Origin of the sequence: Sphingobacterium prati, assembly GCF_013167215.1 — a bacterium.
GTDB classification, from domain to species: Bacteria; Bacteroidota; Bacteroidia; order Sphingobacteriales; family Sphingobacteriaceae; genus Sphingobacterium; species Sphingobacterium prati.
On sequence record NZ_JABJWY010000035.1, the window covers coordinates 305239 to 328256 of the forward strand.

18 protein-coding genes are annotated in these 23018 nt (G+C 41.4%); 13 read left to right on the forward strand and 5 right to left on the reverse strand.

The annotated features are described in order from the left end of the window. Nucleotides 1-68 precede the first annotated feature (68 nt). The 6 genes from HPC41_RS17145 to HPC41_RS17170 all read left to right on the forward strand — a co-directional run bounded on the left by HPC41_RS17145 (nt 69) and on the right by HPC41_RS17170 (nt 7548). The gene (locus HPC41_RS17145) at nt 69-1382 is read left to right on the forward strand and encodes an aspartate kinase (protein WP_172395229.1); all 1314 of its coding nucleotides are present in this window, start codon (nt 69-71) and stop codon (nt 1380-1382) included. Nucleotides 1383-1399: 17 nt separating this feature from the next. Further along, entirely contained in the window at nt 1400-2560 is a 1161-nt protein-coding gene (lysA, locus tag HPC41_RS17150; RefSeq protein ID WP_172395230.1) for a diaminopimelate decarboxylase, read from the forward strand. Nucleotides 2561-2665: 105 nt separating this feature from the next. Then, on the forward strand, nt 2666-3427 hold the full coding sequence (locus HPC41_RS17155) for a prolipoprotein diacylglyceryl transferase (RefSeq protein ID WP_172395231.1): 762 nt from the start codon (nt 2666-2668) through the stop codon (nt 3425-3427). 3 nt (nt 3428-3430) lie between these two features. Then, nucleotides 3431-3667, forward strand: coding sequence for a hypothetical protein (locus tag HPC41_RS17160; RefSeq protein ID WP_172395232.1), 237 nt, complete (start codon nt 3431-3433; stop codon nt 3665-3667). Nucleotides 3668-3680: 13 nt separating this feature from the next. Continuing rightward, nucleotides 3681-5084 (forward strand): radical SAM protein, encoded by a 1404-nt coding sequence (locus tag HPC41_RS17165; protein ID WP_172395233.1) that lies wholly within the window; start codon nt 3681-3683, stop codon nt 5082-5084. A gap of 121 nt (nt 5085-5205) precedes the next feature. Then, a complete protein-coding gene (locus HPC41_RS17170; RefSeq protein WP_172395234.1) occupies nt 5206-7548 on the forward strand; it encodes a mechanosensitive ion channel domain-containing protein in 2343 nt (780 codons plus the stop codon). 31 nt (nt 7549-7579) lie between these two features. On the opposite strand, the gene HPC41_RS17175 is transcribed toward HPC41_RS17170, so the two are convergent. Continuing rightward, entirely contained in the window at nt 7580-8410 is an 831-nt protein-coding gene (locus HPC41_RS17175) for an AraC family transcriptional regulator (protein WP_172395235.1), read from the reverse strand. Between the two features lie 106 nt (nt 8411-8516). Between HPC41_RS17175 and HPC41_RS17180 the strand changes: the two genes are divergently transcribed. Both HPC41_RS17180 and HPC41_RS17185 read left to right on the forward strand, forming a co-directional pair. Further along, nucleotides 8517-9431, forward strand: a complete 915-nt coding sequence (locus HPC41_RS17180) for an AEC family transporter (protein WP_172395236.1) — start codon at nt 8517-8519, stop codon at nt 9429-9431. 133 nt (nt 9432-9564) lie between these two features. Next, nucleotides 9565-10011, forward strand: coding sequence for a DoxX family protein (locus tag HPC41_RS17185; protein ID WP_172395237.1), 447 nt, complete (start codon nt 9565-9567; stop codon nt 10009-10011). A 45-nt stretch (nt 10012-10056) separates the two neighbouring features. Here HPC41_RS17185 and purL read toward each other — a convergent pair whose 3' ends face one another. Continuing rightward, nucleotides 10057-13731: a phosphoribosylformylglycinamidine synthase gene (gene purL, locus HPC41_RS17190; RefSeq protein ID WP_172395238.1), complete on the reverse strand. Its 3675-nt coding sequence runs from the start codon at nt 13729-13731 to the stop codon at nt 10057-10059. A gap of 418 nt (nt 13732-14149) precedes the next feature. Here purL and pheT point away from each other — a divergent pair, with 418 nt between their 5' ends. The 4 genes from pheT (at nt 14150) to rny (ending at nt 19070) form a co-directional block, all read left to right on the forward strand. Then, nucleotides 14150-16546 (forward strand): phenylalanine--tRNA ligase subunit beta, encoded by a 2397-nt coding sequence (gene pheT / locus HPC41_RS17195; RefSeq protein WP_172395239.1) that lies wholly within the window; start codon nt 14150-14152, stop codon nt 16544-16546. Nucleotides 16547-16586: 40 nt separating this feature from the next. Continuing rightward, entirely contained in the window at nt 16587-16892 is a 306-nt protein-coding gene (locus tag HPC41_RS17200) for a hypothetical protein (RefSeq protein WP_172395240.1), read from the forward strand. Between the two features lie 57 nt (nt 16893-16949). Beyond that, the gene (locus HPC41_RS17205) at nt 16950-17240 is read left to right on the forward strand and encodes a cell division protein ZapA (RefSeq protein WP_046675831.1); all 291 of its coding nucleotides are present in this window, start codon (nt 16950-16952) and stop codon (nt 17238-17240) included. A 276-nt stretch (nt 17241-17516) separates the two neighbouring features. Beyond that, nucleotides 17517-19070 (forward strand): ribonuclease Y, encoded by a 1554-nt coding sequence (rny, locus tag HPC41_RS17210; protein WP_172395241.1) that lies wholly within the window; start codon nt 17517-17519, stop codon nt 19068-19070. A gap of 55 nt (nt 19071-19125) precedes the next feature. Here rny and HPC41_RS17215 read toward each other — a convergent pair whose 3' ends face one another. Next, the gene (locus HPC41_RS17215; protein WP_172395242.1) at nt 19126-19776 is read right to left on the reverse strand and encodes an HAD-IA family hydrolase; all 651 of its coding nucleotides are present in this window, start codon (nt 19774-19776) and stop codon (nt 19126-19128) included. 140 nt (nt 19777-19916) lie between these two features. On the opposite strand from HPC41_RS17215, the gene HPC41_RS17220 reads away from it, so the two are divergent. Continuing rightward, nucleotides 19917-20444, forward strand: a complete 528-nt coding sequence (locus tag HPC41_RS17220) for a DUF962 domain-containing protein (protein WP_172395243.1) — start codon at nt 19917-19919, stop codon at nt 20442-20444. Between the two features lie 154 nt (nt 20445-20598). Here HPC41_RS17220 and HPC41_RS17225 read toward each other — a convergent pair whose 3' ends face one another. Both HPC41_RS17225 and HPC41_RS17230 read right to left on the reverse strand, forming a co-directional pair. After that, on the reverse strand, nt 20599-21924 hold the full coding sequence (locus HPC41_RS17225) for an ABC transporter permease (protein WP_172395244.1): 1326 nt from the start codon (nt 21922-21924) through the stop codon (nt 20599-20601). Then, nucleotides 21917-22852, reverse strand: coding sequence for an ABC transporter ATP-binding protein (locus tag HPC41_RS17230; protein ID WP_172395245.1), 936 nt, complete (start codon nt 22850-22852; stop codon nt 21917-21919). Before HPC41_RS17230 ends, HPC41_RS17225 begins: the two co-directional genes overlap by 8 nt. Nucleotides 22853-23018 lie beyond the last annotated feature (166 nt).

Sequence of the window (23018 nt, forward strand, 5' to 3'; positions counted from 1 at the left end):
TTTTTTTTAATATAAATTCATGAATTGCCTATATTGGCGCACAGAAATTTAATAATTGTAACTTTAGTATGAAAGTTTTAAAATTTGGTGGTACTTCAGTAGGAAGTGCAGTACGTATCAAAGGGTTGTTGGATATTGTAAACCCTACGGAACGTCAGATCGTTGTGTTGTCCGCGGTAGCTGGAACGACAAATGCTTTAGTGGAAATCGGTCAGGCTTACACAGTAGGTAAGAAGGACGAGGCTAAGGATTTGATCAAGAAGCACAAGGATAAGTACGAAGACCTTATTAAGGAACTTTTTAATACTGAAGCTGGCTATAAAAATGGCAAGGAGCTCATTGATTATCATTTTAACCTAATTTCCAGCTTGGCAAATGAGCTGTTTACGCCAATTGAAGAAAAAATTATTTTGGCACAAGGGGAATTGATGTCTACCGCATTATGGCATTTTTACCTCAATGAAATCGGTATCTCATCCGTCTTGTTACCGGCATTGGATTTTATGAAAATCGATGAGGACAATGAGCCAATGGTGGAATATATCGGTGAAAAATTGAGCACAATTTTGGCTCAGCACCCGGAGAATACTTTGTTTATCACACAGGGATTCATCTGTAGAAATTCATTTGGTGAAATTGATAACTTGCGCCGCGGTGGATCGGATTATACAGCTTCATTGATCGGAGCAGCTATCCGTGCCAATGAAGTTCAGATCTGGACAGACATTGACGGTATGCACAACAACGATCCGCGTGTCGTAAAAGGAACCACGCCAATTGCGCATCTTAGCTTTGACGAGGCTGCCGAATTAGCTTATTTTGGGGCAAAAATATTGCATCCACAATCTGTATTTCCTGCACAAAAATACAATGTGCCGGTCCGTCTGTTAAATACGATGGAACCGAATGCCAAAGGAACATTAATTAGCAAAGATGGTGCACAAAAAGGTTGTATCAGGGCAATCGCTGCAAAAGACGGTATCACCGCCATTCATATTCATTCCTCAAGAATGTTACTTGCTTACGGTTTCTTGCGTCGCGTTTTCGAAATTTTCGAACGCTATAAAACACCTATCGATATGATTACTACTTCAGAAGTTGCGGTATCATTGACCATAGATGATACGACAAATTTAGCCGATATTATTAAGGAAGTGGAAGACTTTGGTTCTGTTACCGTAGATGGCGATCAGACAATTGTCTGTGTTGTCGGTGACTTTGGTTTGAACAGCCACGGTTATGCCGCACGCGTACTTGATGCTGTAAAACATCTCCCGGTGCGCATGATTTCTTACGGTGGTTCGGACTTTAATGTGTCCATTCTTTTGAACTCAGATCATAAAACAGAGGCTTTACGTTCATTGCATAATCGTTTATTTTAAGAAAGAAGCTTTTTTATATGATAAATACAGCTATTGCGGCAAGATTTGGAGAAAAAGAAACGCCGTTTTATTACTACGACCTGGCCGTGTTAAACAAAACCTTGGAAGCAGCTTATGCAGCTTCTCATAAGAGAGGATTCCACGTTCATTATGCATTGAAGGCTAATTTTAACGATGTGTTACTCAAGGCAATTCAACAGATCGGCTTTGGGGCCGACTGTGTGAGTGGCAATGAGGTGAAAAAGGCTATTGAGTGTGGCTTTGCACCGCAAAATATTACTTTTGCCGGTGTTGGAAAATCGGATAAGGAGATTAATTACGCACTACAGCAAAATATCTTTGCATTCAATGTAGAGTCTATTCAGGAGCTTGAAGTTATCAACGAACTGGCTTCAAAACAAGGTGTAAAAGCCAATGTTGCTTTGCGAATAAATCCCAATGTTGATGCGCATACCCACCATTATATAACAACCGGACTCGACGAGAACAAATTTGGTATTCCAAATGCCGATTTAGAGAAATGCGCTGCTGTTCTTAAGAAATGTGATTTTATAGAGTTGGTAGGATTACACTTTCACGTGGGCTCTCAGATTACCGATATGACGGTATTCAAAAGTTTGTGTGTAAAAGTCAATGAGTGGAAGAACTGGTTTGAGGAACGCGGGACAAAGATACGTGTGTTGAACGTCGGTGGGGGGCTTGGGATAGACTATAAAGATCCGGATGGTAATCCGATTCCGGATTTTGAAACCTATTTCGATATTTTTGACCGTTTCTTGGAGCGCAAACCCCATCAGGAAGTTCATTTTGAGTTAGGTAGAGCTTTGGTTGCTCAGTGTGGAAGCTTAGTGAGCCGTGTATTATATGTCAAGAATGGCGTCAAGAAAAACTTTTTGGTACTGGACGCGGGAATGACTGAATTGATGCGTCCGGCTTTGTATCAGGCTTATCATAAAATGGAAAATATCAGTGAAGGCACGGGGGCGGAAGCGCTAAACTATGATGTTGTCGGGCCAATTTGTGAATCTTCGGACTGCTTTGGAAAGGAAGTGCCTTTGCCCGTATCAAAACGTGGTGACCTGATCGCTATCCGTTCCGCTGGAGCCTATGGAGAAGTCATGGCCTCCCGCTACAATTTGAGGGAGGAAATAAGATTTGTCTATAGTGAGCAATTGTAAGCGCCAATTTTAGACGAAAACAGATTTAGAGAGCCGGTACATTTTATGAACCGGCTTTCGTTTTTTCGTTTATCGATATCTGAAATGTCTTTTGTATACTTGTTTATGCTTACAGCAATAGAATTTCCGGTTACTATTGATCTATTTGGAAAAACCTTTCTCTTACATCCGTTTATGGAAGGATTAGGGATGTTTATGGGGATGCGCTATTATCAGCTGCTGAAATGGAAGGATAAGGAGAGTTTAGGGCATACCAATTCACTTTTGATTGTTATAGCGGCGGCCTTAGGCGCCTTGATCGGATCCCATACCATTGGTTCGCTGGAACGTCCCGAGGAATTGTTGAGTGCAGTGAGCAAAATACGTTACATCTGGTTAAATAATACCATTGTAGGCGGTCTGGCCGGCGGACTGCTCGGGGTGGAACTGATAAAAAAAATCTTGGGCAAAAAAGAGAGTACCGGTGATCTGATGGTATTTCCCCTGATTGTTGCGATTATGATTGGCAGGATAGGCTGTTTTTATACAGGGATATTTGAGCAGACCTATGGCTTGCCTACGGAATGCCCAGTGGGGATGTACCTTGGTGATGCTTATCGAAGACATCCGGTAGCGTTATACGAAATTGCATTTTTGATCTTGCTATTTATTTCATTACAGTGGTTTAAACGAAGATTTATATTCCAAAATGGCGTCCTCTTTCAGCTTTTTATGCTCAGTTATTTTAATTTTCGTTTTTTATTGGATTTTATCAAGCCAAGGGCAATCATTCTTTTTGGGATGAGTACCATACAAATTACCTGTCTTATCGTGATAATTTATTATATTTATTTATTGAAGAATGCGCATATAGAAAGGAAGGTCTAAATTATGTATTTACTTGAAGGGTCATTTGGTTCGGAAAACACAGCTACGTTAGGTCTGTTTTTACTGTTTGGGGGTGCTATAGTCATTGGAATAGCACTTTTGGTTATCATCATCGGTTCGATTATGAAATCCAATAATAAGGAATCTACATTTAACGTTAACCCTTGGCTGAAAGTATTATTGGGTGGTATCGGAGCAATGATAACTGGCGGGGTTGCCTGTGGAATAGCACTAAATTAATAGCGATAGATATATGCCAGTTAGAAATTACGCTTATTACGATTACACCATCAGTTTGTGCCCGACTTGCCTTTCGCGTGTAGGTGCAAAGATTATCATCGAAGATGAAAAGGTCTTTATGACCAAAAATTGCCCTGATCACGGTTTTTTCAAAACCTTGATCGCAACCGATGTGGAATACTATAAAAATATCCGGAACTATAATAAGGCATCTGAGACACCGCTAAAATTTGAAAATGAGGTCCACTATGGCTGCCCCTATGATTGCGGTTTATGCGTCGATCACGAGCAGCATAGCTGCCTTTCTATCGTTGAAGTGACCGACCGTTGCAATCTGACATGTCCGACTTGCTACGCCATGTCCTCACCACACTATGGCAGACATCGTTCGCTCGAAGAAATCGAACGTATGTTTGACAAGATCGTTGAAAGCGAAGGTGAGCCGGATGTCGTTCAGATCAGTGGGGGAGAGCCAACCATTCACCCGGAGTTTTTTAAGATACTGGATATCGCAAAGACCAAGCCGATAAAGCATTTGATGCTGAATACCAATGGTATCCGGATTGCAAATGACCCGGGATTTGCTGAACAACTTGCAACCTACGCACCGGAATTTGAAATTTATCTGCAATTTGATTCTTTCCGTCCGGAAGTGCTTGAGAAGTTTCGGGGAAAGGATCTGACTGATGTACGCAAAAAGGCCATTGAAAAGCTCAATGCGTTAAATCTGAGCACAACCCTTGTCGTAGTTTTGGAAAAGGGTACCAACGACGATGAAATAGGAGAAATATTGGATTATGCCCTGAATCAACCTTGTGTGCGTGGCGTAACCTTCCAGCCGGTGGAGATTGCCGGACGAAACGCACAGGATGCTCAACAGTATAAAATGACACTGACGGAGGTTCGGCAGGAAATCCTGGATCAGTACCCCTTGTTGAACCCGCATGATATTATTCCTGTTCCCTGTAACCCGGATGCCCTGGCTATGGGCTATGTGCTTAAGATCGGTGAGGAAAAGATTCCACTGACACGACATATTGATCCTGCTGTACTGTTAAATAATCAATCCCGTAATACCATTGTATACGAGCAGGATACCGGTGTTCAGATGCAGTTGCTGGATATTTTTAGTACCGGTATTTCGGTGGATAAAGTAAAACCCAAAGTGAATCAATTGCTATGCTGCCTACCCGAAGTGTGTGCTCCTGAACTTGATTATGACAATCTTTTCCGGATTATTATCATGAATTTTATGGATGCGCATGATTTCGATGTGCGTGCGGTTAAAAAATCCTGCGTCCATATTGTTAACAAAGATTTAAAGTTAATCCCTTTTGAGACCATGAATCTCTTTTACCGTGATGACAAGGTCAAGCGCCTCGAGGAACTTAAATTATCGGATGCTATTCGATTTTAAGCTTGGATAAACTATTTTTGTTGGAAAATAATAGGATGGACTTTTTCTCTGCAATCTCCTTGTGTAGTGTTTCTTGAGGATCGGACAGGCTATTATTGAAAGAGATTAATAATTTGGGAATATGAAATTGAGCAGCGTTAAGCATTTCATTACTGTTATCAGTTTGTTGATATTAAATCTCTACGCCTTCGGACAAGATTCGGTGCAGGTAAGAAGAGGAGTGGACAATACCGACAGATCGGTATCACATACGGGAATAAATAGAAGATTCAGTACCGATTCGACTCGAGTGGGGAATGATTCGTTACGCAATGATCTACGGAAAGTCAATCTGACGTTCTTGTCCAATATTCGTGCGGCATCAATGGCGGAGTTTGTTGCTCAGTTAAATGAAAAATCCAATTCATATGCAGCGGCTAGTGGCAATTCAGCAAAAGATTCTGTTACGGCAGTAAAAAACTCAATTTCCGAAGAAATTAGACAGCTGAGGTCTATTAAAGGGAGCATTGCAAATTATTCCGGCAGTTTAAGTAGCACGCAAGATCAGATCCGGGGTATCATCAATCGATATGATATTAGTGCCAGCAATCACTCGCGCGCTCATCAATATCTTAATAATGCCCAACTTCGGCTAGCGGCAAAGGTGGATTCCCTCGAATCGATCAATCGTACAATTGATGAGCTTATCATAAAGGATCAGCGGCATCTTAATAGATTAGACCTGATTTCAGAAACAAAAGCTGTAGCTAAGATGTCGGATTCCGTATCGGTCAGAAAATCGATTTGGAAAGCAAATACAACGAGTATTTCAAAAGATGTGTTGTTAGACAATATTCGCAGTAACTATAAGAATAACAAATCCATCGACAAATATGTCAATCGCACGGATTGGGCGAGCCGGATCTTGTTGATCGTGCTTGGATTGGCTTATTGTTATTGGATTGTAAGGGTTGCTTATATCTTGAAACAGAAAGATCCGGAAAATAAGCTTGCCATCGATGCCATTGTCGGAAAAACCATTATTTTGCTGCTGACATTATTGCCTTTTGTCAATTTCTTTACACCGACCTTCATTTTACAGGCCTCTCAGCTGGTGATCATGTTAATCTTCATGTTTTTATTGCGGCATAAAATGACGGGACAGCAACGCAAGATTGCCCTGATTCTGATCATCTTTTACCTATTGGATGTCTTTGTCAATATGATCGTAAGTGATGATCTGTTTTTGCGTATTATCTGTATCGGCTTTAATCTGATCGCATTGGGATTGGTAAGTTATACTAAACGACGTATCAAGAACTCGGAGAGCCCGGGGTATATCAGCAATTTTATCTACGTGGTGTTTGCTGTTTTAAATATCACGGCGATTACATTGAATGTCATTGGACATGTAGAGCATTCACGCAGCTTTAGCATTGCATGTGCAGTTGGTTTGGTACAGTCATTTACCTTACAGTATTTTGCGGATATGATCAAAGCAGATGTCCGCAACCAATTCAAAAAGGATCGTTTGGTGTCGGGATTCTGGATGCGCTTTAATGAGCAGCGTACCTTGGCGATTATAACAGAGATCCTTCGGATTGTATGTGTCCTGTTAGCAATTATTGTCTTGGCGAATAACCTTCAGTTTATTGAAACCTTGTTGGAACTTAGTGAAACGTTTTTTAGCAAGGTGCGTAGCATCGGTAGCATCTCCTTTACCTTAGGGAATCTGGTTGTTGCGGTCCTGCTCTTGCTCGTGGCCAATTGGTTTCAGAAGAATATCAGTCTTATTGTACTCGGCGGTGAAGATGGTCAGTTAAATCAGGCCTATAATCAGAAAATGACGCTTTTTCCGTTATTTCGTTTGGCGATTATTCTGATCGGCTTTTTTATGGCTATTTCGGCTTTAGGTATGAGTCTTGACAAACTTACTGTCGTCATTGGAGCACTGAGTGTGGGGATCGGTTTAGGGATGCAAAATATCATTAATAATTTTGTGTCGGGGATCATTCTCGTTTTTGATAAGCCTTTCCGTGTAGGTGACCAGATTGAGCTGGCGGATAAAAAAGGGCGTGTTAAGGAGATCGGTATTCGTGCCAGTGTATTGAAAACTGCTGATGGTGCCGATGTGATTATTCCCAACGGTGATTTACTTTCAGGCAGGGTTGTTAACTGGACGCTATCTCAAGAGTATAGCAAAGCAAGTTTTGTGCTTCATATTGATCGGAAGGCAGACCTTGATCAGGCGAAGCAATGGATTAATGATGCGATGACGGCGAGTCCATATTTTGTCAAAGAACGGGATAGCGGCATCAGTGTGCAAGACATCAGCGAAGAAATGATCTATTTAAGCGTTTCCTGCTGGGTGAATTTCGCCGCGAATGTCTCATCTTTTAAAAATGATGTGCTGATTATCCTTTACAAGCAGTTTGAAGAAAAAGGATTGAAATTCTATAGTATCCTATCTCCTAAAAATAATTAAAAGAGTTTGTTAGCCGTTGTCGTGTCGCGGATTATTTCGTCTGCAGTTTTCTATAGGTTGTTGGACTGTATCCCTTCGTACGCTTATAGAAATGGGACAAATGGCTTTCATCAACAAATCCTAATTCCTGAGCAATCTGTTTTAGTGTGTATGCGGTAGATTTAAGCCTATGTTCGATTAATTCAATGCGGTACATGTTGATGTAGTCTCTTAGGCTACTGCCAAAGTTTCTCTTAAAATAGATGCCAAAATAAGTCGGAGCGATATTAAATTTCTGTGCGATTGTTTTTATCTGAAGATATTCAGGCGTGAAAATATGCTGATGGATGTACGCTGCAATTGAACTGTCCATTTGAACAGTATGTTTTTGCGGTAAACGCTGCATTTCCGATATTTCTTTATAAAGACCAAAAATAGCAACAAGTTGATCAAATAACCATTCGGATGCTTGGTTGGCCTCCGCAATACTGTATAATCTGACCGCCTCCATCATGTGGAAGTAGATCAGACGATCGTGCTCCGTCAGGACAAGTTTGCTTTCCCTTAGTCCTCTGTCGTTCATTAACTCCATAATCCGGGCGTATAATTTTTGCTGACGCCCATTCCGCCGAAAATAGTTGTCCGTAAAAAGAATGAACAGGAAATGTGTTTTTTCGTAGATGTTAAAGTAGTGCCTATCTGCAGGACTCACAAGAAAAATATCGCCACGTTCGTAATCCAATTCAAATTTATTGATGACCTGCTTCCCACGTCCGGCACGAATGTAAACTAATTCATAGTAATTCTGCTCATGCATGGGTAGCTGAAAGGTATCTTCCACAAATTCGCTGATCAATAACGGTTCAAATTGTTTTTTTCGCATGTTCTTTTGATAGATAGTGCTAAATGTACATAAAAAACATGTATTTATACATGTTTTTCCTAGGACTACTATTGCACTTTTGTGTTGTCTTAATTGTAGGAAAAACATGGTTAATTTTATAATGATTGCGTTTTGTATCGCTGCTGGTATGCTGTTAAGGAAAGCAAAGTTGATCCATGCTGAGGCACATAAAGGAATCAATACCTGGATACTTTATTTTGCGCTTCCGGCGGTTTCCTTCAAGTATATCCCAAAGATTGTCTGGTCTTCAGCGATGCTGTTTCCGATTTTTTCAGCGATTTTGGTATGGGCTGGAAGCTGGTTATTTATGGAATGGTATTGTAGGCGACAATCCTATAAGCAACGTTCAAGAAGCAGTCTGGAGTTGGCGGCAGGATACAGCAATACGTCTTTTATTGGATTTCCCTTGATCATGGCCTATTTTGGAGAGGCACAGTTGCCTATAGCGATTATTTGTGACCAGACAACATTTATCTTATTGTCCACTATGGGGATTATCAATGCCCTGAAAGCAAATTTGCATGAAGGGCAATCCATCAACGCAAAATTCATGTTGTGGAAGCTGATTACTTTTCCACCTTTGATCGGATGTCTCCTCGCATTGACGTTATCCCAATTTGTTGACTTTAGTATGGCTGAACCTTTTTTCGATAAGCTTGTGGCGACGGTAGGGCCGCTGGCGTTATTTTCTATTGGTTTGCAATTGAAGTTTGACGGCTGGCGCCAACAAGCTGCACAGATCAGTACAGCTATGATCTATAAATTGGTTTTGGCACCACTATTGGTTTTGTTATTTGCATTAATACTGGGCGTAAAAGGTCCCGTTGCCCGGATCAGTATTTTTGAAGCTGCTATGCCTACGTTGGTCACTTCGGGTATTATTGCTGAGCAGTATCACCTCAATACAAAATTGGTGAACTTGGTGATCGGTTTTAGTATTGCAGCAGGACTAATAACGACCGCATTATGGGATCTAGTGATCCAGTTTGTGATCGTCTGATTCATTTCCCGACTTTTTGGTTTCCGTATTCAATGCGACTGACAATAGCCTGTGTATTAAAATGATACTGGGAACAACTTTTTTGTGTTTCAGCTGTTATAGCAGTATAACCATCTATAAAAGGAGGTATATTATGAACCTGATACATAGAATTGAACATTGGGGAAACGTCCATCACCCACAATGGATTGATTACCTAAGAATTGCCTTAGGCATCACGATTTTCGCCAAGGGGGTAAGTTTCGTAAACGATAGGCAAGTGGTTGAGCACATGATTGAACAAAGTAGTTTTCACCTGTCCATATGGGGAGCTGTTCATTATGTGGTCTTTACGCATTTGGTCGGCGGCTTATTCCTCATTCTGGGATTCCAAACCCGTTTAGCGGCTTTATTGCTGTTTCCTGTCTTGGTGGGAGCTGTCTTTTTTGTCAACATCACCAACAGCTTTAGTTATTTGAATTCCGAATTATGGCTTTCGATAGTCGTATTCTTTTTGTTGATCTTTTTTATGGTCATGGGATCTGGAAAATACTCCCTTGACAATATGATGAACAAACCTGGATACAAAAGGGATATCTAAAAAAAAGCTCCTTCATAGATGAAGGAGCTTTTATCTTTTCGCTTTTTATTTGCTTTGGTTGTCAATCCAATTGCGTGCATTGACAAAGGCTTCTAACCAAGGGGAAACCTCATCTTGGCGTCCTTTCGGATAGTTTGCCCAATGCCATTGGAAAATCGAACGCTCAATATGAGGCATCGTTGCCAAGTGACGTCCAGTTTTATCACAGATCATCGCTGTATTGTAGTCCGAACCATTGGGATTGTGTGGATAGTGCTCATAACCGTATTTTGCAACAATATTATATTGTTCTTCTGCAAGTGGTAGATTGAATTTTCCTTCACCATGTGAAATCCAAACTCCCAGCGTACTGCCGGCTAATGTAGAAAGCATAACGGAATTATTTTCCTGAACTTTCACTGAAACAAAATTTGACTCATGCTTTCCTGAAGTGTTGTGCAGCATTTTACCATGAACCTCATGCTCCGGATTGATCATTTCCAGTTCCATAAACAATTGACAGCCATTACAGATACCGATAGAAAGGGTGTCCGGACGTGCAAAAAAGTCTGTCAATGTCTTTTTCGCTTTCTCGTTGTAAAGGAATGCTCCGGCCCATCCTTTTGCCGAACCTAAAACGTCAGAATTCGAGAATCCACCAACTGCGCCGATAAACTGAATATCCTCTAATGTTTCGCGGCCTGAAATCAGGTCTGTCATATGCACATCTTTTACATCAAAGCCTGCCAAGAACATTGCATTTGCCATCTCGCGCTCTGAATTGGAGCCCTTTTCCCGAAGAATGGCCGCTTTCGGACGTGCTTTACTTCCGTCGGTCATTGGTTTTTTGCCATCGAACTGACTTGGGAAAGTAAATGTTAACGGTTGATTTTTATAGTTGTCGAAACGTTGTTGAGCAGTTCCGTTTTTCGATTGTCTCGAATCCAATAAGAATGAAGTGGTCGACCACACATCACGCGTGGCCGCAACGTCAAAGTTGAACGATTCCGATTGGTTTTTAATGGTTACTGTAGCTCCTGGGATTGCCTGACCGATTTTTATAGCATTTACGCCAGCATTGTTAAAAGCTTTCTCAAAAACAGCATCATCCTTCGCCTGTAGTACAAGACCAATATTCTCACTGAACAGCACTTTCACCGAGTCAGATTCATTCAAATCAGAAAGGTCGTAGTTTGCAGCCAAATTAACGTCTGCAAATGTCATTTCCAGAAGGGTAGTGATCAGACCACCGGAGCCGATATCGTGACCGGCTTCGATTTGGTTATCGTTGACTAACTCCTGAACGGTATTGAATGCGGTTTTGAAATAGTTCGCATCTTGGATTGTCGGAACTTCCGTGCCTAATTTATTGACAATCTGAGCAAAAGAAGAACCGCCTAATTTGAAGCCGTCTTTTGATAGATTAATGTAGTAGATGGAACCTGCATTTTTGTTTAAAACGGGCTCGATTACCTTGGTAATATCCGTACAATTTCCAGCGGCAGATATAATCAATGTGCCGGGAGCGATTACATTTTCGCCATTTGGATATTTTTGCTTCATCGACAATGAATCTTTTCCGGTAGGAATATTGATTCCTAATGCGATGGCAAAATCCGAACAGGCCTTCACGGCTTGATAAAGTCTAGCGTCTTCACCTTCGTTATTTGCTGCCCACATCCAGTTGGCTGAGAGTGAAATACCGGCAAGACCATTTATGATCGGCGCAAATACGATATTCGAGAGTGATTCTGCAATAGCTGTTTTACTGGCGGCTGCGGGATCAATCAATGCGGCAACAGGGGAGTGCCCTATCGTCGTGGCGATACCCTCTTTTCCTTTGTAGTCAAGAGCCATGACACCAACGTTATTTAAAGGCAACTGTAACGGGCCTACACATTGCTGTTTTGCAACGCGGCCACCGACACAACGGTCGACTTTATTGGTCAGCCAATCTTTGGAAGCCACTGCCTCCAATTGCAAAACCTGATTTAAATAACTTGGGATATTCGCTGAATCATAGCTCAGATCTGCGTAGTTACGCGTGATAGTTTTATCACGCATAAAAGTTTTTGGTGATGAGCCAAAGAAATCCTCCAAAGCATAATCCATTGGCTTTGCGCCGTTGCTTTTGGATGCAAACGTAAAACGGTGGTCACCCGTGACATCACCTACAGTGTACATCGGTGCACGCTCGCGGTCAGCAACACGTTTAAGGGTAGCAATGTCATCTTCAGCAATTACCAAGCCCATTCTTTCCTGCGATTCATTACCGATGATTTCTTTCGCTGAAAGTGTAGGGTCGCCTACCGGGAGCGCATCAAGATCGATTAAACCACCTGTTTCCTCAACCAATTCGGATAGACAGTTTAGGTGTCCACCAGCACCGTGGTCATGGATAGAGACAATAGGATTATGATCGGATTCCACCATGCCTCTTACAGCATTCGCTGCACGTTTTTGCATTTCCGGGTTTGAGCGTTGGATCGCATTCAGTTCAATACCTGAACCGAAAGCACCTGTATCTGCAGAAGATACAGCCGCACCACCCATACCAATGCGGTAATTTTCACCACCTAAGATGACGATTTTATCGCCTGTTTTTGGGGTATGTTTTTTGGCTTGATCCAGTTTTCCGTAACCTACACCACCGGCTTGCATGATCACTTTGTCATAACCAAGCTTACGGCCTTCCTCTTCATGTTCAAAAGTAAGTACAGAACCAGTAATTAAGGGTTGTCCAAACTTATTACCAAAGTCAGAAGCTCCATTGGAAGCTTTGATTAGGATATCTACAGGGGTTTGGTAAAGCCATTGGCGTTCTTGCATGGCCTTCTCCCAAGGACGATCTTGTAATAGACGGGAATAGGCCGTCATATAGACCGCTGTACCCGCCAAAGGAATAGCACCTTGACCACCGGCCATACGGTCACGGATTTCACCACCAGAACCTGTAGCCGCTCCGGAAAACGGCTCCACAGTCGTTGGGAAATTGTGTGTTTCAGCTTTTACCGATAAAACAGAATCGAAGGATTTCTCCTCGTAAAAGTCAGGTTTGTCGGCCGATTTAGGCGCAAACTGAGTGACACGTGGACCTTTAATAAAGGCTACGTTGTCTTTATAGGCAGAAACAATATCATTGGGATTTGTTTCGGAAGTTTTCTTGATTAATTTAAATAGAGAAGTAGGTTGCTCTTCACCGTCAATGATAAAAGTCCCATTGAAAATCTTATGTCTACAGTGTTCGGAATTGGCTTGTGAAAAAGCAAAAACTTCAGAGTCTGTCAACAGACGGCCCAGTTTAGTTGCAAGGTTGTTGAGGTAAGCTACTTCTTCCGGATTTAATGCCAATCCTTCGGATTTGTTATAGGCATCAATGTCTTCAATTTCCAAAATAGCTTCTGGAGTGATGTTGACTGTGTACATGTCCTGCGTCAACATACTGAACTTTTGCGAAACCATTGGATCGAAATCATTGAAATCCGCTGGTACCGGTTGAAATTCTTCGATGCGAACAATGCCTTCAATACCCATGTTCTGTGTAATTTCTACGGCATTGGTACTCCAAGGAGTGACCATCGCTGCGCGGGGGCCTACAAAGTAATGGTTAAGGGTTTGATCGTCGAGTTTTTTGGCGTTGCCGAATAGCCAGTTGAGTTTAGTAATGTCTTCTTGTGATAAAGAGTTTACGCTTTGAACACCATATACGGTGTTCGATGGGTTCTCAAAGAAATGAATCATTATAAATGTTTGTTTTGAACGTTCTTCAAATTAAAGCACAAAGTTACATATTATTTTTATGGAAATGATCGAAATGTTGATTAAAAAACGAGTGGATATTCGTGTCATCAAGAGCGAAATTGCGTCTCCGTAGTAAATAGATTTAGCGTTGTATTATTTAGTGTAGACAAATTTTATCATTCTACAACCTGTGGGGATACGTTTATCCCTTCATTCATTATTTCGGCGTATAACCTACCTACTGCGTTTACTACGTAAATATTTTTCTGTAAAGTAATTTATGGTTAAGGGTTATGTCAGAGCGGTATACGTGTTAAAACTTAACGGAGGAGGTTCGGGGAGTATTGGGTTGATCACTAAATTGACGTTGTATATAACCTCAAATTTATCTAAGTTTGTGCATCAAATCAAATTCGAGATGAACATTTCATATAATTGGTTAAAACAACACGTTAATATAGATTCGACTCCGGAGGAATTATCTTTGATCTTGACAAATACAGGATTAGAAGTAGAGGCCTTGGATGTTGTACAGAGTATCCCAGGTGGGTTGGATGGTTTGGTCGTTGGCGAGGTAAAAACTTGTGAGCAACATCCCAATGCCGATAAACTACGCGTCACTACAGTTGATGTGGGCGCTTCCGAATTATTGAATATCGTATGTGGAGCACCAAATTGCCGTACCGGATTGAAGGTAATTGTAGCAACAGTAGGTACAACATGTCACCCCTCGACTGGAGAGCCATTTAAAATTACCAAATCTAAAATTCGTGGTGAAGTATCTGAAGGAATGTTATGTGGAGAAGATGAGATTGGTCTAGGAACATCCCACGCGGGCATCGTTGAGCTGCCTGTTGATGTTCCAGTGGGAACATTGGTAAAAGATCATTTCAATATCCAGGATGACTATCGCTACGAAATTGGTCTTACACCTAATCGTGCCGATGCTGCTTCTCATCTTGGGGTAGCACGCGATGTTGCGGCTTATTATCGCACGCATATCTTAAAAGCAGATGTTTCAGCATTTCAAGCCGCAGAGGCAGCTGGAACATCGGTTGTTGTTGAGGATACTATTGCATGCCCTCGTTATAGTGGAATCAATATTTCTGGCGTTCAGGTAGGTGAATCGCCAGACTGGCTGAAGGAAAAATTAAATGTGATCGGCGTGCGTCCGATCAATAACATTGTAGATATCACGAATTATATATTGCATGATCTTGGTCAACCGCTGCATGCTTTTGATGCAGATAAAATTGCGGGCAACAAAGTGCTTGTCCGTAGGGCCACAGAAGGTGAAAAATTTGTGACCTTGGACGGTGTTGAGCGTACTTTGTCTGCGGAGGACTTAGTGATTGCGGACATTGAAAAACCAATGTGTATTGCAGGTGTTTTTGGTGGAGCTTACTCTGGTGTCTCTACTGAAACAACGAATGTATTTTTGGAGTCAGCTTATTTCAATGCTGTTTCAGTTCGTAAGACATCCAAAAGACATGGTTTGAAAACAGATGCCTCTTTCCGTTTTGAGCGAGGTACAGATCCTAATATTACGGTGGAAGCGTTAAAACGTGCGGCATTATTGATTCAGGAAGTAGCTGGTGGAACCATTTCATCCACCTTAAAAGATGAATATCCCGTAGAAGTTAAGCCGTATTCATTTCATGTCAGCTTTGCGAACGTGGTGCGTTTAATTGGACAGGCGATTCCAAATGAAGAGATCAAAGCCATTATTGTGGCTCTTGGCATTGAGATTGCCTCGGAAACCGCTGCGGGACTGGATGTCTTAGTACCTGCATATCGCGTTGATGTAACTCGTGAAGTGGATGTGGTAGAAGAGGTATTACGGATTTATGGTTACAATAACATTGAACTAAAATCCCAGATCAAAGCTTCATTAAACACTGTTGAAAAGCCGGATAAGGAAGTGGTTTTAAATCAGCTGGCTGACTTATTGATTGGTAATGGATTCCGTGAAATATTGGCGAATTCGTTGACAAAGCTTGATTATGCAGATGACAGCGAGACAGCGGTAAAATTGTTCAATCCATTGAGTTCGGATTTGGATACCATGCGTCAAAATATGTTATTCTCTGTGTTGAATGCCATTGAATATAATCAGAAGCGCAGAAATTTTGATCTGAAATTCTTCGAATTTGGTAAAACCTATGCGTTGGATGGAGAAGGCTATAAAGAAACGCAGCATTTGACTTTTGCAATAACAGGCAGGGCAGAAGCAGAACAGTGGAATAGTAAAAAAGGAAATGTTAATTTCTATAACCTCAAAGCGGCAGTTGATACGATTGTTAAGCGTCTAAAGATTGATGGCATACAAATACAAGATGCGCCGAGCAATCATTTTGCGTACGGATTGAGTTATATGAAAGGTCAGAAATGTCTGGTTTCTTTCGGTGCGGTAGCTCATGTCAACTTGAAAAAAGCAGATGTTGAAGGACAGGTTTTCTTCGCGGATTTTGACTGGGATGTCTTGATGAAAATCATTCGAAAGAATAGTATTCAATACAAAGAAGTGTCAAAATTCCCTGCAGTACGCCGCGATTTATCGCTGTTAATTGACGAAAATGTGAGCTTTGACAAACTTCAATTTGTCGCTCAAAAGACCGAACGCAAGCTTTTAAAGGAGGTAAATGTGTTTGATGTGTATAAAGGGGATAAAATTCCGGAAGGGAAAAAGTCTTATGCTCTGAGCTTTATCTTGCAAGATGAAGAAAAAACATTGACCGATAAACAAATTGATGCGATAGTTCAAAAATTAATTGTTAATTTTGAGAAGGAACTAAGCGCAGAGGTGCGTGGTTAATTAAAGATATAACATTAATTGGTAACATTCGATTTACGCTATGGCAACATTGTCTTCACAAATGAATCTGATCGTTGAGAAAACGAAAAACTTAATTCAAATGTGCGAAGTCTTGCAGGAAGAAAATGATTTGCTTAAATTAGAGGTACAATCCTTAAAAGTGGCTTTCGATGCGAGCAACGATAAAAGCAAGCAATTGGAAGAGAAGGTCAAGGCGCTGGCAGTAGCCCGAACGTTGGATTCTGAAACGGATAAGGGGGCAATTAATGAAAAAATACTTGACACAAAACAAAAAATTAACGATTTTGTGCGAGAAATAGACAAGTGTATTAGTTTGTTGAAGTAGTTGGAATTTGGAGATCATCGGAATTTAAACTAATACAACGTTAAAAAGCTCAAAGAAATGGGAGAGATTTCCATAAAAATAAATATCGCAGATCGTGTTTATCCCCTACGGGTGGAAAGCGCGGAGGAGGAAGTGATTCGACATGCTGCGAAATTGATAAATGAAAAAGTAAAGGAATTGCAGGAAAACTATACTGTGAGAGATAAGCAGGATCTGTTATCCATGTGTGTATTGCAGTTTGCTACGCGGATGTTAAATGCGGAGCGACAGTCCCAGAACCACGAAGTAGGGCTGGAGAATTCAGTACAGGAGCTTGATCAGTTGTTGACGGATTTCTTTAAAAAATAAATTTACGTTCTTTATATTTAGAGCTTAATAACGACGAATTTGCCGCAATTAAATTCGGGTTGTCACTATTTTAAACTTAACGCTTCAATATTACAGGCGCAAAAAGATATAGGCCATTTTGCGAAAGCCATCTGGGTCATAATCTAAGCCTAATTATGTAATCACGAAGTTTAATAATACATGAGACCTGTTTAAATTTAATTGCGGTTTTTTTTTGAGTAAAGGAAATTTAATATTAATAATAAAAACAAACATATATAATACAATTATACATACATGGACGTCGCAATTTATATCATAATTTCTCTGATTGTTGGTGTAGTTATAGGTCGTTATCTGTTGGTTCTGTTATTCAAAAAACAAGAGCAGGAAGCCAAAGATAAGGTAAATAGCATACTAAAAGATGCAGAGCAAGAAGGAGAACACATTAAAAAGAAACGCCTATTAGAGGCTAAAGAAAAATTCCTTCAATTAAAATCCGAACACGAAAAGGAGGTGAATCAACGCAATAATACGATCAATCAAAAAGAAAATGCGTTGAGACAAAAAGAACAATCCATTAACCAAAAGCTTGAAAACATCAATCGCGATAAGCAAGAGGTGGATACTAAAAAGAAGCAGCTGGATAAATTGGTTGAACTTAATGAAAAGAAATCCGAAGAAGTTGAGGCTTTAAAATTACAGCAGATCAAACAATTGGAGAGTATCGCCGGTGTTACAGCTGACGAAGCTAAAAATCAATTGGTAGATTCATTACGCGAGGAAGCGCGTTCGCAGGCCATGATTCAGATTAAAGATATCGTGGACGAAGCGAAATTGACCGCTACAAAAGAAGCTAAAAAAGTCGTTATCCAGACAATTCAACGGACGGCTACTGAGTCTGCTATCGAAAATACAGTGTCTATTTTCAATATCGAAAATGATGAAATTAAAGGCCGTATTATTGGTCGTGAAGGCCGTAATATCCGTGCCTTGGAAGCGGCAACAGGTGTAGAGATCATCGTGGATGATACACCGGAAGCAATTATCTTGTCCGGTTTTGATCCCGTACGTCGTGAGATTGCCCGTTTGGCCCTACATCGTTTGGTGACTGATGGACGTATCCACCCGGCTCGTATCGAGGAGGTTGTCGCAAAAACACGTACACAAATTGAAGACGAGATTGTTGAAATTGGTGAGCGTACAGCGATCGACTTGGGTATCCACGGTTTGCACCCTGAACTGATCCGCATGGTCGGTCGTATGCGTTACCGTTCGTCGTATGGACAGAACCTTTTACAGCACTCCCGTGAGGTAGCCAATTTCGCAGCAACAATGGCTGCAGAGCTTGGCTTGAACGTTAAACACGCAAAACGTGCCGGATTACTCCACGATATTGGTAAGGTGCCTGATGATAATCCGGAATTGCCACACGCGATTTTAGGGATGCAATTGGCTGAGAAATATAAGGAACATCCAGATGTGTGTAATGCCATTGGTGCACACCATGATGAAATTGAAATGACAGCATTAATTTCCCCAGTAGTACAGGCCTGTGATGCTATCTCTGGAGCGCGTCCAGGAGCACGCCGTGAGGTGGTTGAAAGCTATATCAAACGTCTGAAAGAACTGGAGGACCTGGCTTTATCGTACCCTGGTGTGGAAAAAACCTTCGCCATCCAGGCTGGACGCGAGTTGCGCGTTATCGTGGAAAGCGAGAAGGTATCTGACGCACAGTCAGAGATACTGGCTGCCGATATCTCCAACCGTATCCAAACGGAAATGACGTACCCGGGACAGATTAAAGTGACTGTTATCCGTGAGACAAGATCCGTGTCTTACGCGAAATAGATCCTGAGGGATCGATCTTAAAAAAGCTCCAATCTTATAGGTTGGAGCTTTTTTATTATCCAAAAAATTCAAATAAATCTGCAACACTGTGCAGGAGATAGGCTGGCGATTCTTGTTCGAGTTCCGCTTGGCTGCCATAACCATAGAGCACAGCAATGGCATCCATGTTCGTTTCTCTGGCACCGATGAGATCATGTTTGCGGTCTCCGATCATGATACAGTCATGCGGGCTCGTTAGTCGAGCATTTTCCATCACATATTGAATGACACTGGTTTTTGTAGGCCTGGAATCGTCCAGGGCACTTCCCCCGGCAAAATCGAAATACTGGTCTATAGCAAAGTGCTGCAATATCCTGCGTGCAAAGATTTCGGGTTTGGATGTTGCCAAGTAAACCTTATAATCTTTCGATTTGAGTCTTTGCAGTAGCTCGGGAACGCCATCAAACAGCATATTCTCATACAAACCCTGCATGGCAAAGCGTTCACGATATTTGTCCACACAGGCCAAAGCTTCCTGTTCCTCAAATCCGTAGCTGTGCATGAACGTATCTTTCAATGGCGGCCCGATCAGCGGTTTAAGACTATCCAGATTGGACGTCATGATTCCTTTGGCTTCGAGTGCATAAGCGATGCATTTGGTGATGCCCTCAGCAGGGTCGGTCAAGGTTCCATCAAGATCAAATAAGATGTGTTTATAAGACTTCATGCTGCAATATTACGGAATTGGATAGGAGATTGCCAGCTAAAGCCAGAAGAATGCATTTAATGACAAGCATCAGACCAAAAAAATAAGAATATTATCGATCCAGGCAATTAGGGCAGATCAATATTTATTAAATTTGCCGAATGAAACAAAAGAAGAAAGTTCAGGAAGTAGAACCGAAGCGTCCGGTGGATACCTATTTTGAGGAGTTGGATGCTAATTTTCAAGACCCGACCAATCGCACGATTCAGATTATCTTTTTGCCGCTGCTATTCTTCGGTGTGATGGGCTGTATATGGATGATTCCTTTCCCACAGTTTGAATTTTTAGTAAAGCTCAATTGGCATACTTTTTTGAATTGGGGTTCTTTCTTCATTGCGGTTGTTATCTATTTTTACCTTAAGCTATCCGCAACCTTGTCTTATGCAATTTTATTCTCGATCGGCGCAATGAGCTACTTTATTGTGCAATTGGAATATGTGCAAAAAAATGGTGGCCCCGCAGTGATATGGGTATGCCTTGCGATTGCTTTGCTCGCACTGGCGGCGTTGTATGTTGGTAAAGGAAAAGAGAAAAAAGCAATCAGCGGAAAACAATTTCTGCAATTCCTGCTCATTGGCCCAATATGGTTATGGCATTTTGTATTTCAGAAGTTCAATATTCGGTATTAAACGATCTATAGGATAGGTGTCTTACCAGGAAAGCATGCTTTTGTAGCAAAATAAGAGAAGATTCTATCCTATACCTGATATAAGAAAGGCCAGATTGCACAATGCGATCTGGCCTTTTCTATTTATTTCCGACTCGTTATCGTGATCAACCTGATCAATTTTTATAATTGAACCATTTGATGATTTCCTTAAGGCTTGCCTTTTTACCATAGATCAGTATGCCAACACGGTAGATTCGTGCGGCAACCCAAGTGATCAATAAGAATGTCAGGATCAACAAGGTCAATGAGGTTAATATCTGCCACATCGGCACGCCAAAAGGTATCCGAACCAACATAGCAATAGGTGATGTGAACGGAATAAAGCTCAACCAAGTGGCAATGGGCCCATTTGGGTCGTTGATAATGACACCAAATGAAAGGATATACGTTAACAATAGGGGCATGGTGATGGGCATGGAAAACTGATTGGCTTCTGTCTCATTGTCTACAGCGGAACCAGCAGCAGCAAAAATAGCGCTATACAGCAGATATCCGGCAATAAAAAACAGAAAGAAAAAGATAATGACTTCGGTGAAATTAAAGCTTTGGATGGAGGTGAGAATGGAGGCGGATCCACCTTGTCCGATCGCTTTGGATACCGTTCCCATATTACCAGTTCCGGGCTGACTGGCAGCAACCTCTTGCATATCCTGCGGGTTAACAAACAACAGTGTTGCCGTTATAAAAAGGCCCGCTGTAAGCAGCAGCCACATCACAAATTGAGTTAGCCCGACCATCCCAATCCCAACAATTTTACCCATCATAAGCTGAAAAGGTTTGACGGAGGAAATAATAACTTCTATGATACGGTTGCTCTTCTCTTCGATGATACCACGCATCACCTGTGCGCCATACAGAAACAGGGAGAGATAAACCAGGATGGCCAGTGCGACACCAAGTCCCATGGCGATAGCAGTATTGCTGTTTTTCTCTTCACCGTCAGCCGTGATCTCTTTGGCATCTATAGCGACTTTGGGCTTGATGGACTGGATGATCTGCAAGTCTATTCCCTTAGCTTTATACTCTTTTTCGCGGATGATTTCTTCCAGTTGTCCGCCGATGATCTCCTGAGTGACAAAACTAGTTTTGCCACTGGTAATCAGTTCGGCCTTCTGACTGCTAAGAATGTCCTTGGGAATGTATAAGATCGATTGTTTTCCTTCGCTCTGCGTGAGCTGCGCTTTTTGGGCCTTTAGATCTAACTTGCTGACCGTATAGCTTACGTTTTTATTGCTCTGGAGTTTACCCCCAAATTCACCCTGCTCATCAATCACAAAGACCTCGGTGTGCGCATCTTTGAAGCTTTTTTTAGTCAGGTAAAACATGCCGGCATACAATGCAAAAAAGAATAGGGGAACGGCAAAGGTCATCACAATAAAAGATTTTTTCTTGACGCGTGACAAATATTCCCGTTGAATAATAAGTAATATTTTATGCATGATCGTTGGCTTTAGGTGAGACTTGAGTAACTTTTTGGATGAAAATATCCCCCATGGACGGTACGATTTCTATCAATTGATTTAGCTGTATTTGTGGTAAAAAATGTATTAACACATCATTTATATGAATGTTACTATTTAACTGAATTGTAGTGATATATGTTTTTTCAACCCTTGTAGAGGTTATGACCTTGAAGAGAGCGTCGTTAGACAGAAGAAAATTATCTTCGGTTGCTGTATATTCCAATTTGTAAGTCTGATTCCGGTATTCTTTTTTTATCGCTTGAACAGAGCCGTCCAGTATTTTCTTTGATCGGTTGATGAGCGCAATATTATCGCAAAGTTCTTCGACCGTTTCCATTCGGTGTGTCGAAAAGATAATGGTGGCCCCTTCCTTATTCAATCGTAAAATCTGTTCTTTGATGATATTGGCATTGACCGGATCAAAGCCAGAGAAGGGTTCGTCGAGGATAATCAATTGCGGCTGGTGGATGACGGTAGCGACAAATTGGACTTTTTGCTGCATTCCCTTGCTGAGGTCTTCGATCTTTTTGTCCAACCATGAGGATATATCGAGACGTTCGCACCAGTCGTGTATCCGATGTAAAGCTTCTTTTTTAGAAAGCCCTTTCAACTGCGCTAGATAAAGCATCTGATCACCGATTTTCATTTTTTTGTAGAGCCCCCGTTCTTCCGGGAGGTAACCTATCTGGGCAATATGCTGCGCCCCTAGTAATTCGCCATTGAATCGGATTTCACCCGAATCCGGAGCAGTGATCTGGTTAATGATACGGATCAGGGATGTTTTTCCCGCTCCATTTGGCCCAAGCAGGCCAAAAATCTTTCCTTTTGGAATCTGAATAGACACATCGTCCAATGCACGATGATTGGCGTAATCCTTGGTAACATGATTGATTTCAAGTAACATCTTTTTAGGGTTTAATTAAATTCAGTATGGCGAAAAGATATAGCATATATCGTTTGCTATCAAATATACACTTGTTTATTTTGACTATTAGTATCTGAAGAGCATTAAATGTTACAGATTGGCCGTTCAGTTTTTTATTGCATAGAAGGTTGTAAACCTTGCCAAA

What these genes read in the sequence shown, in the direction of transcription:
- HPC41_RS17220 (WP_172395243.1), top strand. Translation starts at nt 19,917, where the DNA reads ATGAAACAAAAGAAGAAAGTTCAGGAAGTAGAACCGAAGCGTCCGGTG.
- lysA (WP_172395230.1), top strand. Translation starts at nt 1,400, where the DNA reads ATGATAAATACAGCTATTGCGGCAAGATTTGGAGAAAAAGAAACGCCG.
- HPC41_RS17155 (WP_172395231.1), top strand. Translation starts at nt 2,666, where the DNA reads ATGCTTACAGCAATAGAATTTCCGGTTACTATTGATCTATTTGGAAAA.
- HPC41_RS17230 (WP_172395245.1), bottom strand. Translation starts at nt 22,852, where the DNA reads ATGTTACTTGAAATCAATCATGTTACCAAGGATTACGCCAATCATCGT.
- HPC41_RS17180 (WP_172395236.1), top strand. Translation starts at nt 8,517, where the DNA reads ATGGTTAATTTTATAATGATTGCGTTTTGTATCGCTGCTGGTATGCTG.
- HPC41_RS17200 (WP_172395240.1), top strand. Translation starts at nt 16,587, where the DNA reads ATGGCAACATTGTCTTCACAAATGAATCTGATCGTTGAGAAAACGAAA.
- HPC41_RS17175 (WP_172395235.1), bottom strand. Translation starts at nt 8,410, where the DNA reads ATGCGAAAAAAACAATTTGAACCGTTATTGATCAGCGAATTTGTGGAA.
- rny (WP_172395241.1), top strand. Translation starts at nt 17,517, where the DNA reads ATGGACGTCGCAATTTATATCATAATTTCTCTGATTGTTGGTGTAGTT.
- HPC41_RS17145 (WP_172395229.1), top strand. Translation starts at nt 69, where the DNA reads ATGAAAGTTTTAAAATTTGGTGGTACTTCAGTAGGAAGTGCAGTACGT.
- HPC41_RS17160 (WP_172395232.1), top strand. Translation starts at nt 3,431, where the DNA reads ATGTATTTACTTGAAGGGTCATTTGGTTCGGAAAACACAGCTACGTTA.
- HPC41_RS17165 (WP_172395233.1), top strand. Translation starts at nt 3,681, where the DNA reads ATGCCAGTTAGAAATTACGCTTATTACGATTACACCATCAGTTTGTGC.
- HPC41_RS17215 (WP_172395242.1), bottom strand. Translation starts at nt 19,776, where the DNA reads ATGAAGTCTTATAAACACATCTTATTTGATCTTGATGGAACCTTGACC.
- HPC41_RS17225 (WP_172395244.1), bottom strand. Translation starts at nt 21,924, where the DNA reads ATGCATAAAATATTACTTATTATTCAACGGGAATATTTGTCACGCGTC.
- HPC41_RS17170 (WP_172395234.1), top strand. Translation starts at nt 5,206, where the DNA reads ATGAAATTGAGCAGCGTTAAGCATTTCATTACTGTTATCAGTTTGTTG.
- HPC41_RS17185 (WP_172395237.1), top strand. Translation starts at nt 9,565, where the DNA reads ATGAACCTGATACATAGAATTGAACATTGGGGAAACGTCCATCACCCA.
- pheT (WP_172395239.1), top strand. Translation starts at nt 14,150, where the DNA reads ATGAACATTTCATATAATTGGTTAAAACAACACGTTAATATAGATTCG.
- HPC41_RS17205 (WP_046675831.1), top strand. Translation starts at nt 16,950, where the DNA reads ATGGGAGAGATTTCCATAAAAATAAATATCGCAGATCGTGTTTATCCC.
- purL (WP_172395238.1), bottom strand. Translation starts at nt 13,731, where the DNA reads ATGATTCATTTCTTTGAGAACCCATCGAACACCGTATATGGTGTTCAA.